This is a genomic window from Novosphingobium aquae, from assembly GCF_037572715.1.
GTDB lineage: Bacteria > Pseudomonadota > Alphaproteobacteria > Sphingomonadales > Sphingomonadaceae > Novosphingobium > Novosphingobium aquae.
In genome coordinates, this window is record NZ_JBBHJY010000003.1 from 306,588 (window position 1) to 321,611 (window position 15,024).

Consider the following 15,024-nt stretch of genomic DNA (forward strand, 5'->3'; position numbering starts at 1 on the left):
AAATGAATGGTAGGGCTGGGGCCATGCCTGACGCCAACCTGCCCGGATTTCGCCGCCGCTTCCTGATTACGCCGTCATCGAGAGCGGTGACGGCGGCGTTGGAGGATGACATCCACCGCATGGCGGTGACGCTGCATCATGACGGCGAAAGCGTCACGCGGGTCGAGGCGGAGATGGCGCGGCATCCGTGGGACCTGTGCCCGGGCGCTGTGGCCAAGGTGGAGGCCGATTTCGCCGGGCGTCCGCTGGCTCCGTCCGCGGGCAGTGTCGACAAGAAGGCCAACTGCACGCACCTGTTCGACCTTGCTGAACTGGCCTTGCGGCACGCCGGCGATGCGGCTCAGACGCTTTATGAGATGCAGGTTTCCGATCCTGAGGACGGGCGCGTGACAGCGGTTTTGCGGCGTGATGGGCAGGAACGGCTGCACTGGCACTTGCAGGATGACCGGATGCTGGCGCCTCATCTTGCGCAGGGCCTTCCCCTGATCGGCCTCAGGCCGTGGATCGCTACCTTGGCGGGTGATGAGCGGCACGAGGCGCGGATGCTGCAGTGGGCCAGTCTGGTGGCGCACGGCCGGCAAATTCCGTGGGAAATACAAAAAGGCCTGCGCGCTTTGCCAGCCAGTTGCTTCGCCAGCCAGCCAGGCCGCCACGAAAAATGCCAGCGGATCGGCGAGCGCATCGACTTCAGCAAGCCGGGCGCGCGCCTTCCACTGGCAGATTAGAGAGCCTGAGCGCCGCGATCAGGCGGCGTTGGCAACCGCTTCGAGGACAGCCGGGGCCGACTCTTCACCTAGCAGGCAGCTGGAGATGGCTTCGCGGATGCAGGTCACCAGCGCTTCGGGGTTGATCTGGCTGTCAGGTGCGAAGACCAGGCCGATCGCCATCGGGTGTTCACCCGGCTGGTCGGGCAGGAGCACGGCCACGGTGTCTGCCGAAGTGCCGAAGCCGGCAGCGCCAACGCCCGCGCCAGTATCGATGCAGCGCTGGATGCGGCCGGCCATTTCGGCGAAGGGCACCTTGCGGTCATCGCTTGCCTCGGCAATCAGGCGGCGCACTGCGCCGTCGCGGCGGGGCTGGGGGATGGTGGAGAGCATGAGCCAGCCGATCGCAGATTCCAGCAGCGATTCCTGCACGCCGCCATGGATCGCGCGCTGCTTGCTGTTGCCCTGACGGGTGCCCGAACGCCACGAAACGATCTGCGCGTTCAGCCCGACCATGCCGTAAAGCGCGACCGCGAGGCCAGTCTGGGCCGAAAGACGGTCGATCAGGCGGACTATGCGGCCATCGCGGGCCATGCCCGACTGTCCGTTGGTACCCAGCAGCGCAGCGCGCGGGCTAAGACTGTAGGAGCGCGAATAGGGGTCCTTGTAGAGCAGGCCGAGGTCAACGAGGCTCGACAGCAGTTCCGACGTGCTCGACTGGGGGCGGTTATACCGGCGGACAATGTCCATCACTGTCGCCTCGCGGTTTTCATCGTCGAAATAATCGAGCACCTCGATCACGCGCTTGGCGATCTTGGCTTTGTTGGACGCGTTCGAAGTCGATGCCATCTTCTGCTCTCCCATGTTTATTTAATCGTATGATTGAATCTCGGAGGACCGCTGTCAACGAAAAATGAGAATGCTTCGTTTTTTTGAACACCCGTTATAATCTCGCGCCATGGCGATGACCGCATCGCCGGGGCGAAAACCCTAGGGAATCTGCTAGGATAACGGGATTAAAGCCTATCCGGGTTTCATTACGCCATCGCTACGTATCAGAGGTATTTTCTTGCCCGACAGCACCTGTCTGATTGTCGAAAACTGCTTCGACTCGGGGTTCGACTCGGTCGATCGGCTTCCGGCGTGCCCAATCGTGGCCATCGGCGAATCGATTTCTGCTGCACTGGACTGGGCCGACGTGGTCGTCCCGAACCGGCAAAGTGCGGAGCGCATCGCAGACAATGTGAGCGCCAATCCCCATGCCGCGCGCGTCATCGTGGGCCTACTGCGCGCCTTGCCAAAGATGTCATTGGCAGATGGACTCGAAATGGAATCGCTGGCCTATGGGGTCCTTCAGGCCGGAGGCGAGTTCCAGGCTTGGCTCGACAAGCGCGGGCCAATGAAGGGAAGCGCCCCCGGCAACGTGCGCTCCGTTCGCGTGGACGAGACGCTCCAGCTGGAGCTCGATCGTCCTGAGGCCGACAATGCAATTGACGTCTCCATGCGCGATGGGCTGAGCGAGATGCTGCAACTCGCAGCTATCGACACGACCATCCGCCGCATCGTCCTGACGGGGGCGGGACGCTCGTTTTCGCTGGGCGCGGACCTTGCCGAATTCGGCATGACGCGTGATCCGGCAAAGGCTCACGCCATCCGGCAGCAGACCTTGCCGGCCCACTGGGCGGCGCGCTGCGGCGATCGGATGGAGGTCCACGTTCAGGGAGCCTGCGTCGGGTCGGGGCTTGAATTGGCGGCCTTTGCGGGGCGGATCCTCGCCGGCCCGCGGGCATGGTTCCAAATGCCGGAACTGGCGATGGGCTTGCTGCCGGGAGCTGGCGGCTGCGTTTCCCTGACCCGCCGGATTGGCCAGCACCGGACAGCAGAGCTGATCCTGTCAGGTCGGCGCCTGAACGCCCGCGAAGCCCTCTCCTGGGGACTGGTGGACGAGCTTGCCGCCGATGAAGGTGGCGCGAACGAGGTGTGATTTCAGCGACTTGCGCGCTGTCTGCCATGGCTGGTTGAGCAGGCACAGGTCGGCTGGGGCGCCGATTTCCAAGGTCCTCTGGCGGGACAAATCATCGGGATCGGCGAGATAGAGCGCCACGGCTTGCTCAGGCGTCAGCGTCTCTTGCGCGCCGATCGAACGGCCTTCCGCTGTCTGGCGCGTCATGGCCGATTGCATCGCCAGCCACGGATCAAGCGAGCCGAACGGCGCATCGCTTCCCGCTGATAGCGGAAGGCCGGCCTTGAGGAAAGATGCCTGCCGATAGAGCAGCGGGATAAGGTCTGGTTCGACATCGGTCAGGTACTGGTCACCCCGCTCGGCTATGAAATGCGGTTGGCCGCAGACGGCGAGACCAAGCTCGGCCATCTGGGCAATGTGGCTGTCCCGCGCGATGCCGGCGTGTTCGATACGGTCCCCGCGCAGGGTACCCGCTTCGGCAATGGCAGCGAGGGCGAAGACCAGCTCCGTCTCGGTAGTGCAATGCGAGGCAACCGGACGCCGGGCAGCGTGCGCGGCGCGGACGAAGGCGACGGTTTCATCGAAATCAGGCAGCGCGTTTTCATGCAGGTGCAGCTTGGCCGGGCCAGACCCGAGGGCCAGCGTTCCGGCCAGTCGGACAGTCTGCAGCAGCCGCCCTGCCGCCTGCTCCTTGGCAAAGTGCACATCCATTACGGGGCCGTTCGACGGCGACATGTCGGTCAACCCGGTTACCCCGAATGCCGCGAGTTCACCAGAAACTGCGGTAAAATCCGGCGGTGAATTGCCGAGCTTGGTGCGCAGCCATGTGTCTTCATCGAACAGGCGGCCGGTCGGTTTGCCGTGTTCCATATCCAGTCCCGGCGGTGGCATGTCCTGTGTCAGAATCAGTTCGAGGCCGGCGGAGTTGAACAGCCACATTCGTCCGGAGCGGTGCTGAATTCGCAGAGGCCGGTGCGAACAAAGCGCGTCGAGTTCACGGGCGTCTGGCAGGCCTGCCACGCTTTCGTGGTAGAGGATGCCGCGCAGCCAGCCATTTCCGGGCGCTGATTGCAGCCTCCCGGCGAGGTCGGCGGCAGCTCGCACTTCGGGCGGTCCGCATACGATCGATTGGCGGCGAACAGCCGTTGCTGCTAGGTGGATGTGGTGATCGTGCAGCCCCGGTAACAGCGCTGCTCCGCCGGCGTCGATCACCTCTTCGCCGGCTTGCGGCGAGAGCAGACCGATGGCCACGATGCCGCTGTTATCGGCGCGAAGGTCGGCAAGTCCAGTCTGCCAGACTTCGGCGTTCTGGATCAGCATGCCAGCCACTGCTCTGTATCGCTGCCAAGCGGACGGACCGGCTCGCTCATCGTGCGGCGCGGAACAGCGGGGAATGGGCGACCGCGACTTTCGCTCCACGTGAGCAGTTCGCGGTCGATGGCCGCGAGGTCAAAGACGCGTTCTTCTGCCAAAGCCATTGCTCCGATGGCGCTCATCGACAGCACCGTGCGGCAGGCCGTTCCGTCCAACCATGCCTGCCAGCCCAGCTTAGCCGCGACAATCCCGGTAAGCGGATCGGTGAGCGCATCGCCGACATAGCCCATGTCCCCACCGACATCGACCATCGCGCGGCTGAGGCCGGCAGCAACCGAGCAATCATTGCCAACGCCGGCCCAATGCGCTGCATCGCCGCGCGCGCCGTGGCCGGTGACGCTGAGCCAGACAAGACCCGGCGTCTCGCGCACGATCTGGTTGGCATCGAGACCGAGGTGGGCCAGTGCGCGCAGCCGCGAGGATTCGATGACGATGTCCGCCCGCCGGATCAGCGCGATTACCGCATCGCGCTGCGCGATGTCGGTCAGTTCGGCTAGCACGCTGGCCTTGCCCTGGTTGATCAGATCGAACGTCGCCGGATCGTCGCGGCGGATCAGGTCGGGGCGGGAGGGGCTTTCGACCTTCACGACCTTGGCGCCAGCAAGCCACAGCAAATGCCCCGCGAGTGGTCCGGCCCAGATCGCCGATAGATCGACGACGAGAGGCGCGCGGTCGTTGGGAGGCTCCCGGTGGAGTCCGGTCGCTGTGCGATCAAGCGGTGGGCTGATGGGCGTTTCATCTGCCGTGGCCGCAGGTAAGCCGAGGTCGCGGGCGCGTGCCAGCAGTTCGCGGCAATCCCAGTGAAGCACTTCGGCGGCGAGATACTCGTCACTTATCTGTCCGGATTGATCTATGCCGAGCATGGCGGGAACCAGCGCCCGGTCGTCATCGCGCAGCAGGGTCAGCGCAAACCAGCCGCCATCACGCGTTGGCATCAAGCCGCTGCTGCCTAATCCTGCCGAACGCAGGCCGGGGACGAGATAGCCGCCGTTCGACGCCCGCTCGCCAAGCAGGGTCGGGCCATCGAGCTGCGCTATCGCCGCCGAACCGGTGATCTCGGCCAGGTCGGCAAGCTGGCGACTGGCCCAGCGGGAAAGCGGAATGGCCGGAGAGCGAGGCGATCCGGCTTGGGACGGATCAGTTGGCAAGGATCGCCCGGATTTCGCGGCGCAGCAGCTTGCCCATTTCGTTGTAGGGCAGTTCCGGCACGAAGATGATCTTTTCCGGCACGCGGCTTGACCGCAGGCGCGCGCGGACCAGTTCCTTGAGTTCGGTTTCGGCGGGCTGCTGTGCGCCTTCACGCAGCACCAGCGCGACGCCGACTGCTTCGCCCCATTCGACCGAAGGCACCGCGCAGGCGCAGGCATCGGCGATTGCGGGGTGAGTGAGCAGAACGTCCTCGATCTCACCGGGGCTCATGTTTTCACCCCCGCGCACGATCACATCGTCGGCGCGGCCCGAGAGGAACAGGTAGCCGTCCTCGTCAATGTAACCGGCGTCGCGGGTGGGGAACCAACCGCCTTCGACCAGCGCGCTCTTGCCCTTGTATTCTCCGGAGACCTGATCGCCGCGCACATAGATTTCGCCGGGTTCGTTCGCGCCAAGGGCGCGGCCATCTTCGTCGCGGATCTCGATTTCCACGGTCGGCAGCGGCTGCCCGAGAGAGGACAGGCGCGCGCGGATCTTCGGATCGTCTGAAGCGATGGCAGCGCGGTGTTCGTCGGGGCCGAGCAGGGCAATGGTCGAGCTGGTTTCGGTCAAGCCGTAGGCATTGGTGAAGCCCGCCGAGGGGAAGCGCTCGAGCGCCTTGGTAATCACCTCAACCGGCATCTTGCCGCCGCCATAGGCAATCGCGCGGAGCGATGAGACGTCAGTTTCGGGCGCCTTCTCAAACGCCTCGATGATGCGGCCGAGCATGGTCGGCACGACGAAAGCATTGGTGACCTTCTCGCTTTCGACCAGCGCCAGCCAGCCCTCGGGCGAAAATGCCGGGAGCATGACGATCGTGCGATTGGCGTAGATCGAGCTCATCAGCGCGGAAATACCGGCAATGTGATACGGCGGCACCACGACCAGCGCGGCGTCGCTTTCGTCGGCCGAAGCGAATTCCACCGTGCCAAGGATATAGCCGAGCAGGTTGGAATGGCGCAGGATCGCCGCCTTGGGGGCTGCCGTCGTGCCGCTGGTGAACAGCTGCACGGCAACGCCTTCGCCCATATCGTATTCGCGGGAATCGTCGGCTGGCACAGTTTCCTGCGCCTTGAGGCTGAACTCCTCGCGGCTGTAGATCGTGTGGCCCCAGTCTCGCTCGAACCCGGCCTGAAGACGCGTCACGCGCTCTTCATCGCCGACGACGAGGGCAGGGCTGATACGGTCAAGCAGCGCGGCCAGATCAGCATCGGCCAACCGGTAATTCAGCGGGCAATAAGGCACCCCAGCCAGCGCGGCACCGAACAGCGCGATGACCGAGGCCTCGCTCGATTCATCGAGCAGCGCGACATATTCGGCGCCCGATTCCTGGATCAGTTCGAATGCCCCGCGCGCGGCGGCGAGCAGGTCGCCATAGGTCCAGCGCTTGCCATCGCAGACGAGGGCAATGCGGTCCGGCGCGGCCTCTGCGGCCATTTCGAGGAGCAGCGAAATGTTCATGGGATTTTGGGCTTGTCAGTCCGAGGCCGGAAGCGGTTTAGCGTCCTTGGTCGAAAGCGCCACGCCGTCGACCGAAAGCGAACCCTTGCCGGGCTTGACGCAGAGCAGTTCGAACTTGCCGTCGGCATCGACGTAACGCTTGCCCATCAGGGTGCCGCCCGCATGGTCGGCGCTCAGCTCCGCAGGCTCGGCCGGCTTGGCTTCGCCCATGGGCGCGCCGCCGCATTCGATCGTGCCTTCGCCGCAGCGGATCACCATCACTTCGGTGTCGCAGGCAGCGCTTTTCAGACGGGTACCGGGTTTCATGCCTTACATCCTCGATCCTGTGCGCCATGCAGCGCGTACACAGGGCTCTTACGCCGTGAGCGCGGCCAAGCGCAAGGCGGGGGCTTTACCCTCGGTGCAGTCTTCGTGGCAGCGTTATGCAATCGCGCATTTCGCCGTGCAAAAGGACGTTATGCAATGGCGCCCTTGGCCTTGAGCTCCTCAATGCGGTCCCATTCCACGCCCATTTCCATGAGCACGATCTCGGTATGCTCGCTGGCCTGCGGAGCGCGCGTGGTTTCGGTGGGTTCGCCGTTGAACTGGATCGGATTGCGGACAACCTTATAGGGCTTGCCGTCGGCACCTTCGTATTCGATGACCATGTCATTGGCGAGGGCCTGCTCATCCTCGGCCAGTTCCAGCAAGCTCTGGAAGGGGGCCCACTGGCCCTTCATCGTCTTGAGGTGAGTCTTCCAATAGGCGAAGGTCTGCTTGGCGAAAGCTTCCGCGAATAGCTTGCTGCCCTCGGCTGCGTTGGCAATCAGATCCTTGGGTTCGGCAAAGCGTGGATCGTCAGCCAGCTCACCCAGGCCGAGATGTTCGAAGGTATCGCGGATGTAGCCGGTGGGGCTGGGCATGCACAGGTTGATTGTGCCGCCATCGCTGGTCAGGTAATTGCCGCTGAGCGGGTTTACCCGGCTGCCAGTTCCAGGCATTGAATTGCGCGATACCACGCCGGTTTCCATGCCTTGCGTAATGTTCGCACCGCAGGCCCACCAAGCGCTGGCGAGCAGTGAAACATCGATTTCAAGCGCCTCACCGGTGCGTTCGCGGTGTAGCAGGGCGGCGCTGATGCCGCCAGCAATGTTCATGCCGCCGATAGAATCGCCGAAAGCCGGCATGCCCTGACCAAGCATCCCGCCAAGTTCGGGCGGAGTCATCGTGTAGCCGACGCCGCTGCGGGTCCAGAATGCCGTGCCATCATAGCCGCCGGATTCGCGCTCAGGCCCCTTGTCGCCAAAAGCGCTGCCGCGAACGTAGATGATGTTGGGATTAGCGGCGCGGATGTGTTCGACATCGATCTTGTTCTTGCGGCGTACCTTGGGAAGATAGTTGGTGAGGAACACGTCACATTGCTTGGCGAGTTCATACAGAAGTGCCTGACCTTCGGGCGTCGAGATATCGATGCCCACGCTGCGCTTGCCGCGGTTGGGGTGCTCGATCAGAGGATTGCGGTCCCGCTCGACCACGACGCCGCCCATGTTGATGAAACCGCGCTGGGTATCGCCGCGGACCGGGTGTTCGACCTTGATGACATCAGCGCCCCAATCCGCGAGGATTGCGCCTGCTGCCGGCACGAAAGTGAATTGCGCCACTTCCAGAACCCGGATACCGTCCATTACCTTGGTCATTGCCTGATCAACCCTATCCACTCTTGATCCCTGCGGGCTCCCCGCTTGCAGCGTTCCTGCTCGCACAACCCGCAAGGCGCAACTGGCACCCCATCGCTGCGACGATCAACGCGGCATCTGCTCGAGAACCTTATAGTCTGATCGCTGCGCCGATAGCTGATCAGCGCCCTTCGCTCGTCCAATTGTGTTTTTATCAACTGCTCATGCGGTTTTTGCGTTTGCGCGCGCGGGGATAATTACTAACCAGGGTTAGTTAATAGGTTCGGCGATTCTGCCTCAGCCTTCCCCGGAGTCCCCAGTTTCATGAACAAGTTCCTTCCGCTCGCCCTCGCAGCAACGCTTGCCAGCTTCTCGGCCCTGCCGGTTGCCGTTCACGCTGAAGAAGCTACCCAGACGATCACTGCCGGCAAGGCCCTCTACAGCATCAAGGGCAACCGCATCGCCGCGATCTATCGCGTAACGCAGGCCGGTGCCGTGCAGGTCATTCTTGAAGGCAAGCTGATCACTGTCCCGACCGACACGCTGTCGCAGGACAATGGCAAGGTTGTCACTACGCTGACCAAGGCCGAGCTGCTCAAGAGCCGCTAAGCCGGCAACCATTGCTGAAGTTTTGAGGGCGGTGCCGCAAGGTGCCGCCCTTTCCTTTGCGCCGGTTCCGAGTGAGAGGTCAGTACGCCAGATTTTGACGCAGTTTTTCCAGCAGGCGGTCAAATTCCGCGAGTTCTTCGTCGGAGAAATCGCGGAACACGCGGATCTCGTTTTGGCGGGCATATTCGCCGAGCTTTTCGAGCATCGGCGTGGCCTTGTCAGTCAGGTGGACGGCGCGGGCACGGCGGTCATTATCGGCCTCGGTCCGGCGCAGGTAGCCATCGGCGCAAAGCCGGTCGATCAGGCGGCCGGCCGATGCTTCAGACATTTCAAGCAGCTCGGCGATCTTGCGTTGTGTCGTTCCCGGCATACGCGAGACGACCGCGATCAGCGCCCATTGCGAGCGCGTGACACCGAAATCGGTCACACTGCGATCGAAATCCTGACGCAACATTCGGCCGATCAGAATGATCAGCCGGCCAATTTCGCGCCGCGGGTTAGCTTGTCCGTCGATGGCATCATCCTCCCAAGCATGAAGCCCTGACCACACCATAGCACCGCGGGGACCCTTGGCGAGTCCCCGCGGTGTCGCAATTAGTCCAGCCGTTCGATGATGATCGCCGGGGCCATGCCCCCCGCCGCGCACATCGTGATCAGGCCGTACCGTCCGCCGGTGCGCTCCAGTTCGTCAAGCGCGGTGCCGATCAGGATCGTGCCGGTGCCGCCAATCGGGTGGCCAAGCGCGATCGATCCGCCGTTCGGGTTGACCTTGGCGCGATCGAGATCGAGGTCGCGGATCAGCTTTTCGACCACGACGGCGAAGGCCTCGTTGACTTCCCAGACGTCGATATCGTCCTTGGTCAGGCCGGCCTTGGCGAGGACCTTCTTCGCTGCCGGCACAGGCGCGTTGAGCATCAGCGTCGGGCAATCGCCGGTCTCTGCCATGGCGACGATGCGCGCGCGCGGCTTCAGGCCATTTGCCTCGGCATATTCCTTCGAAGCGAGCAGGATCGCCGACGCGCCATCGACCACGCCGGACGAAATGCCGACGTGGTGGATCGGCTTGATGTCGATGTCGGGATAGACCTGGTTGATCAGCTGGCGGAAGGTCTTGCCGTCCTTAACCGAAGGCATGTCGAGGAACATCTCGAACGCTGGCTTCAGCTGGGCGAGTCCTTCAAGCGTGGTTTCGGGGCGGGGGTATTCCTCATGGTCGAGGATGACGTTTCCTTCATCGTCCTTCACCACGATGGTCGACTTGTCGAAGCGGCCTTCGGCCAGAGCCTTGGCGGCGCGCTGCTGGCTTTCGTACCCCAGTTTTTCGAGTTCTTCGCGCGTGATGCCTTCCATCGCGGCGATGGCATCGGCGCAGACGCCCTGGTTCGATTGCGGGTGCTTGGCCTGGAGCCGGGGATTGCCCGCGCCCATGCCGCCGCCGCTGAGCCCCGCTTCGCGCATCTTCATGCCGTACATGTTGACGTAGCTCATCATTTCCATGCCGCCGGCGACGACAAGGTCATGCGCGCCAGCCATGATCATGGCGGCGGCGAAGTTGGTCGAGGTGATCGAGGAGCCGCAGAAGCGATTAAGCGTGACGCCGCCAGCGCGGACGTCGTAGCCAGCATCGAGGGCGGCGTTGCGTCCGATGTCACCGGCCTGAAGGCCGATCCCCGCCGAAACGCCCCAGATGACATCATCGACGTCGGCCGTGTTCAGGTTGTTGCGCTCCTTGAGGGCGGCGAGCACGGTTGCGGAAAGGTGTTCCGGGTGCATTGTGGAAAGTGCGCCTTTGCCCATCTTCCCGATCGAGCGGGGGGTGCGGACGGCATCAATGATATAGGCTTCGGCCATGTCGGGCTCCGGATGCTTGAAAGTGTTGCTTGGCACATGTGCGCCATTCCTTCGTTTTGCAATGCAGCGGGATAGGGCAGGGCCCGTTGCATCGTCGCGGCGATTGGCAGCAATGCTATTGTCTTGCGGATGGGGCTGGGGCAGCCTTGAGTGACGCGGCGCGAAGGTGCCGGAAAGGGGTGAATGCAGGTGTCAGACAGCGGACAGGCGGCCAGCGCGGCAAGCGGCGGGACTTTTGCGCCTCTGCGCGAGAAGACCTTCCGGCGCATCTGGACGTCCAGCCTGTTTTCCAATTTTGGCCAGCTCATCCTCGGCGTTGGCGCGGCCTGGGAAATGACCAAGCTGAGCAACGACCCCAGCATGGTCGCGCTGGTGCAGACCGCGCTGATGCTGCCACTGATGCTGGTTGCGGTTCCCGCCGGTGCGCTGGCCGACATGTTCGATCGCCGCAAGATCGCGCTGACCGGGCTGGCCTTTGCCGCCGTGTCCGGGGCAGCACTTTCGGCGCTGGCCTTTGCCGGACTTACGACGCCTTGGTTGCTGCTGGCCTTCTGCGTGCTGATTGGCGCGGGCGTGTCGCTCTATTCGCCGTCATGGCAGGCATCGATCGGCGAGCAGGTCTCGAACGAGCATCTGCCCGCCGCCATCGCGCTCGGTACGATCAGTTATAATCTGGCGCGCAGTTTCGGACCGGCTCTGGGCGGCCTGGTGGTGCTGGCATGGGGCGCGCAGGCGGCCTTTGCTATCAATGCGGCGGCCTATGTCCCGCTGTGGATTGCCTTCCTGTTCTGGACGCGGCGGCACGTGCCATCGCGCCTGCCGCCTGAGCGGCTCGACCGCGCAATCGTTACTGGCGCACGCTATGCCCTCCACGCGCCGCAGATCCGCTCGGTATTGGCCCGCGCTTTCCTGTTCGGCTTTGCCAGCGCCCCGCTCAGCGCGCTGGCGCCGCTGATCGCCAAGGACCAGTTGCAGGGCAATGCCGGGACCTATGGCCTGATGCTGGGTGCCGCCGGGGTTGGCGCGGTGTTCGGTGCGCTCCAGATCGCGCGCTTGCGCAAAGCTATCGGAACCGAACGCGCGGTGCGGCTGATGGCGCTGGGGACCGGAGCATTCATGGTCGTCATTGCCTTCACCAGGTCGGAAGCGGTGGTGCTGACGGCGATGTTCGTCACCGGCGCCTGTTCGATCATGTCCTATTCGATGCTCAACGTCGGCGTGCAGCTTACCGCGCCGCGCTGGGTGACGGCGCGCGCTCTGTCCCTGTTCTCCTCGGCGCTGACCGGCGGCATCGCGATCGGATCCGCCGTTTGGGGCGCGGCTGTCGCGCCTTACGGCTTGCCGCTGGTTTTTGCAGTGTCGGGTATTGCTGTGATACTGACCGTCATCGTTGGCTTCATCTCGCCGTTGCCGCACAGCGACGGGGAAGGGCAGGACACCATCGGGCTCGACAACGAGGTGGCGGTTTCGCTTGACCTGTCGATGCGCTCGGGGCCGGTCTGTGTGGAGATCGAGTACGATGTCGATCCGGAGCACGCGCGCAACTTCTATGATGTCATGCGGCGTGTGCAGAAGGTGCGGATGCGCAACGGCGGGTTCAACTGGACCATTTCGCGCGATATCGGCGCGTCGAACATCTGGCTTGAACGCTACCACTGCCCGACCTGGGGCGATTATCTGCGGATGCGTGATCGTTATACCATGGCGGACAGCGATACCCAGGCCGAAGCGGATGCTTTCAACCGATCCGGCCATGGCACCCGGGTGCGGCGCTGGCTGGAACGGCCTTATGGTTCGGTGCGATGGCAGGCGGATTCTCCCGACCCGAAGGTGGGAACGATCAACTACATGGGCCCTTGATCGCGCCGGCGAAGTGAATTGCCTGCAAAAGGCTTGAACCAATCGCTGCCTTGGCTGATCATCTGTTCAAACTGCGGCAAGTGACCGCAGGTGAATGGAGGAGGTGTTCGTGAAAGCGTTTCGATTCAAGCTGGTTGCTTCGGTTATTTCGCTCAGCATTGCGGCGGCGGCAGCGCCTGCATTCGCGCAGACGGCGGACGAGGACGATGGCGTAAATGATGGCGAAATCGTCGTCACCGCGCAGCGCCGTTCGGAAAAGTCGGTCGACGTGCCGATCACCATTACCGCGATCAACGCCTCGCAGCTTGAGACGGCGAACGTCCAGAACCTCGCCGACATCAGCAAGCTGACCCCGGCGCTGCGTTTCGACAATGCCGGCGGCTGGTTCCAGCCGACGATCCGCGGCGTCGGTACGCCGGTTGCCACGTCCGGCGGTGGGGCCAATGTCGGCATCTATGTCGACAACTTCTATTCGCCCAACCCGCTCGCTGCGAATTTCCAGCTGATGAAGGTGCAGGGCGTCGAAGTGCTCAAAGGGCCGCAGGGCACCCTGTTTGGCCATAATACCACCGGCGGCGCGATCCTTGTCCGCACGGCTGATCCCAGCACGGAAACCGGCGGCCAGATCAAGGCGTCCTATGGCCGCTTCGACGAATTCAAGAGCCAGGCCTATTTCACCACCGGCCTGACGGACTCTGTCGCCTTCGATCTGGAAGGCATGTACTCGCGCGGCGATGGCTGGCTGACCAACGTGGTCACCGGAATTCCGCAGGGCTATTACGAGAACTGGTCGGTCCGCACTGGTCTGAAGATCGATTTCTCTGACAGCGCCTCACTGCTCCTGCGTTATCAGCACGCCGAAACCAATGATCCGACACCGGCGCTCACTGCAACCTACCGTGATCCCGTGTTCGGCAGCGGCGCGCCGTGGTTCGCCGCGCCGTCTGACGTGACGTTCGATCCCGACCAGATTGCCTCACGGCATAAACAGCATATTCGCAGCAACACCGATATCTTCCAGGCGACTCTCAAGGCCGATCTCGGCTTTGCAGACTTTGCGTCCTACTCGCAGTACCGCACCGAAAAGTCCGATATGAGCCTGACGCTCAGCTATAACGGCACGGGCATTTTCGAGATCGGCCTGCCGATCGAGAACAAGACCTGGAGTCAGGAAGTCATTCTGACGTCAAAGCCGGGCGGCGCCTTGCAGTGGACGGCAGGTGTCTTTGCTTTCGGCAACAAGGATACGTGGCAGGTCCTTTCGGACAATGCCCAGCCTACGCGTTTCCGCATCGGCGGATCGGGCACCAACACCAAGACGCTCGCAGCCTTCGTCGACATGACCTACGAGATTAGCCCGCAGCTGTACCTGACTGCCGGCGGACGTTTCTCGCACGACAGCGTGACGGGGGCCTATTTCAACACCTTCGCGCTCCCGCCCTTCGATCCGACCTTCAAGCAGCCGCTGGGTGACATTTCGAGCGATCACTTCACCCCGCGCGTGGTGCTGCGCTACAAGCCGAACAGCACGTCGAGCATCTATGCCTCGTTCACGCAGGGCTACAAATCGGCGATCATCGATGCCGGCGGTTCGTGCCAGAACGCCCCCGCCTACAAGTGCAACGATGTCGCCCCGGAAAAGATCAACGCCTTCGAACTGGGCTATAAGTATTCGGATCGCGGCGTCACCGTCGATCTCTCCGCGTTCTATTACGACTACAAGAACCTGCAGGTATCGGCCTATCTTGCCGGGCGGGCCAATATCCTCAACGCCGCCAATTCCGAGATTTACGGACTTGATGGCCAGGTCAGCTTCCGGGTCAGCGATAGCTTCTCGCTCAATGCCGGCGCGGCATGGACCCATGCGCGTTACAAGCAGTTCAACAATGCACCGGTCTATACCCCCTGCAGCGTCTTCCCGGCGGGCAGCGGGGCGAACTGCCTTGATGCGGCGGTATTGAACAACGGCATCACTTTCCTTGTGATCCCGACGACCCTGAAGAACGTCACCATGCAGCGCACGCCGGAATTCACGGCGGCTGTGGGTGCGCGCTATTCGACGCTGGTGGCTGACGGAAAGCTCGATCTGAGCGGTAACCTCTACTATTCGTCGAAGTTCTTCTTCGGACCGTCGGGCATCCAGTTCCCGCAAGATGGCTATGCCACACTGGCGCTGCGGGCAGCGTGGACCGATCCCAGCGATCACCTGACCTTCGCGGTCTTTGGTGAGAACGTCACGAACAAGCGCTACCTGACCCAGGTGCAGTATTCGAACTTCGGCATCGGTGCGAACTGGTCGAAGCCGGCGAGCTACGGCGTCGAGGTCGGCGTCAAATTCTGACAAGTTGAACTGACTGGC

13 protein-coding genes are annotated in these 15,024 nt (G+C 63.0%); 5 read left to right on the plus strand and 8 right to left on the minus strand.

Annotated features, from left to right (window positions below; genetic code table 11):
- The first annotated feature begins 23 nt into the window (after nt 1-23).
- Nucleotides 24-725, plus strand: a complete 702-nt coding sequence (locus WG900_RS08855; protein WP_339966421.1) for a hypothetical protein — start codon at nt 24-26, stop codon at nt 723-725.
- Nucleotides 726-743: 18 nt separating this feature from the next.
- Here the strand turns inward: WG900_RS08855 and WG900_RS08860 are convergent, their stop codons facing one another.
- Entirely contained in the window at nt 744-1,553 is an 810-nt protein-coding gene (locus tag WG900_RS08860) for a helix-turn-helix domain-containing protein (RefSeq protein ID WP_310531986.1), read from the minus strand.
- Nucleotides 1,554-1,857: 304 nt separating this feature from the next.
- Between WG900_RS08860 and WG900_RS08865 the strand changes: the two genes are divergently transcribed.
- The gene (locus WG900_RS08865) at nt 1,858-2,688 is read left to right on the plus strand and encodes an enoyl-CoA hydratase/isomerase family protein (protein ID WP_339966424.1); all 831 of its coding nucleotides are present in this window, start codon (nt 1,858-1,860) and stop codon (nt 2,686-2,688) included.
- Here the strand turns inward: WG900_RS08865 and WG900_RS08870 are convergent.
- From WG900_RS08870 to WG900_RS08890, 5 genes are all read right to left on the minus strand, one after another.
- Nucleotides 2,599-3,987: an amidohydrolase family protein gene (locus tag WG900_RS08870; protein ID WP_339966426.1), complete on the minus strand. Its 1,389-nt coding sequence runs from the start codon at nt 3,985-3,987 to the stop codon at nt 2,599-2,601. The genes WG900_RS08865 and WG900_RS08870 overlap by 90 nt on opposite strands.
- Nucleotides 3,981-5,189: a CoA transferase gene (locus WG900_RS08875; RefSeq protein ID WP_339966428.1), complete on the minus strand. Its 1,209-nt coding sequence runs from the start codon at nt 5,187-5,189 to the stop codon at nt 3,981-3,983. The genes WG900_RS08870 and WG900_RS08875 overlap by 7 nt, the downstream gene beginning before the upstream one ends.
- Entirely contained in the window at nt 5,179-6,690 is a 1,512-nt protein-coding gene (locus WG900_RS08880) for a class I adenylate-forming enzyme family protein (RefSeq protein WP_339966430.1), read from the minus strand. Before WG900_RS08880 ends, WG900_RS08875 begins: the two co-directional genes overlap by 11 nt.
- A gap of 15 nt (nt 6,691-6,705) precedes the next feature.
- On the minus strand, nt 6,706-6,996 hold the full coding sequence (locus tag WG900_RS08885; RefSeq protein WP_339966432.1) for a hypothetical protein: 291 nt from the start codon (nt 6,994-6,996) through the stop codon (nt 6,706-6,708).
- A gap of 149 nt (nt 6,997-7,145) precedes the next feature.
- Nucleotides 7,146-8,366, minus strand: a complete 1,221-nt coding sequence (locus WG900_RS08890; RefSeq protein WP_339966434.1) for a CaiB/BaiF CoA transferase family protein — start codon at nt 8,364-8,366, stop codon at nt 7,146-7,148.
- Between the two features lie 303 nt (nt 8,367-8,669).
- On the opposite strand from WG900_RS08890, the gene WG900_RS08895 reads away from it, so the two are divergent.
- The gene (locus tag WG900_RS08895; RefSeq protein ID WP_339966436.1) at nt 8,670-8,954 is read left to right on the plus strand and encodes a hypothetical protein; all 285 of its coding nucleotides are present in this window, start codon (nt 8,670-8,672) and stop codon (nt 8,952-8,954) included.
- Nucleotides 8,955-9,033: 79 nt separating this feature from the next.
- On the opposite strand, the gene WG900_RS08900 is transcribed toward WG900_RS08895, so the two are convergent.
- Nucleotides 9,034-9,600, minus strand: a complete 567-nt coding sequence (locus tag WG900_RS08900; protein WP_339966438.1) for a MarR family winged helix-turn-helix transcriptional regulator — start codon at nt 9,598-9,600, stop codon at nt 9,034-9,036.
- Entirely contained in the window at nt 9,549-10,805 is a 1,257-nt protein-coding gene (locus WG900_RS08905) for an acetyl-CoA C-acetyltransferase (protein WP_339966440.1), read from the minus strand. The genes WG900_RS08900 and WG900_RS08905 overlap by 52 nt, the downstream gene beginning before the upstream one ends.
- 183 nt (nt 10,806-10,988) lie before the next feature.
- On the opposite strand from WG900_RS08905, the gene WG900_RS08910 reads away from it, so the two are divergent.
- Together WG900_RS08910 and WG900_RS08915 are read left to right on the plus strand one after the other, a co-directional pair.
- Complete coding sequence (locus tag WG900_RS08910; RefSeq protein WP_339966442.1) at nt 10,989-12,665, plus strand: MFS transporter; 1,677 nt, start codon at nt 10,989-10,991, stop codon at nt 12,663-12,665.
- A gap of 109 nt (nt 12,666-12,774) precedes the next feature.
- Entirely contained in the window at nt 12,775-15,006 is a 2,232-nt protein-coding gene (locus WG900_RS08915) for a TonB-dependent receptor (protein WP_339966444.1), read from the plus strand.
- Nucleotides 15,007-15,024 lie beyond the last annotated feature (18 nt).

Excerpts from the sequence above, each read along its gene's own strand:
- WG900_RS08855 (WP_339966421.1), top strand. The coding sequence starts at position 24 with ATGCCTGACGCCAACCTGCCCGGATTTCGCCGCCGCTTCCTGATTACG.
- WG900_RS08890 (WP_339966434.1), bottom strand. The coding sequence starts at position 8,366 with ATGACCAAGGTAATGGACGGTATCCGGGTTCTGGAAGTGGCGCAATTC.
- WG900_RS08895 (WP_339966436.1), top strand. The coding sequence starts at position 8,670 with ATGAACAAGTTCCTTCCGCTCGCCCTCGCAGCAACGCTTGCCAGCTTC.
- WG900_RS08870 (WP_339966426.1), bottom strand. The coding sequence starts at position 3,987 with ATGCTGATCCAGAACGCCGAAGTCTGGCAGACTGGACTTGCCGACCTT.
- WG900_RS08910 (WP_339966442.1), top strand. The coding sequence starts at position 10,989 with ATGCAGGTGTCAGACAGCGGACAGGCGGCCAGCGCGGCAAGCGGCGGG.
- WG900_RS08905 (WP_339966440.1), bottom strand. The coding sequence starts at position 10,805 with ATGGCCGAAGCCTATATCATTGATGCCGTCCGCACCCCCCGCTCGATC.
- WG900_RS08860 (WP_310531986.1), bottom strand. The coding sequence starts at position 1,553 with ATGGCATCGACTTCGAACGCGTCCAACAAAGCCAAGATCGCCAAGCGC.
- WG900_RS08880 (WP_339966430.1), bottom strand. The coding sequence starts at position 6,690 with ATGAACATTTCGCTGCTCCTCGAAATGGCCGCAGAGGCCGCGCCGGAC.
- WG900_RS08885 (WP_339966432.1), bottom strand. The coding sequence starts at position 6,996 with ATGAAACCCGGTACCCGTCTGAAAAGCGCTGCCTGCGACACCGAAGTG.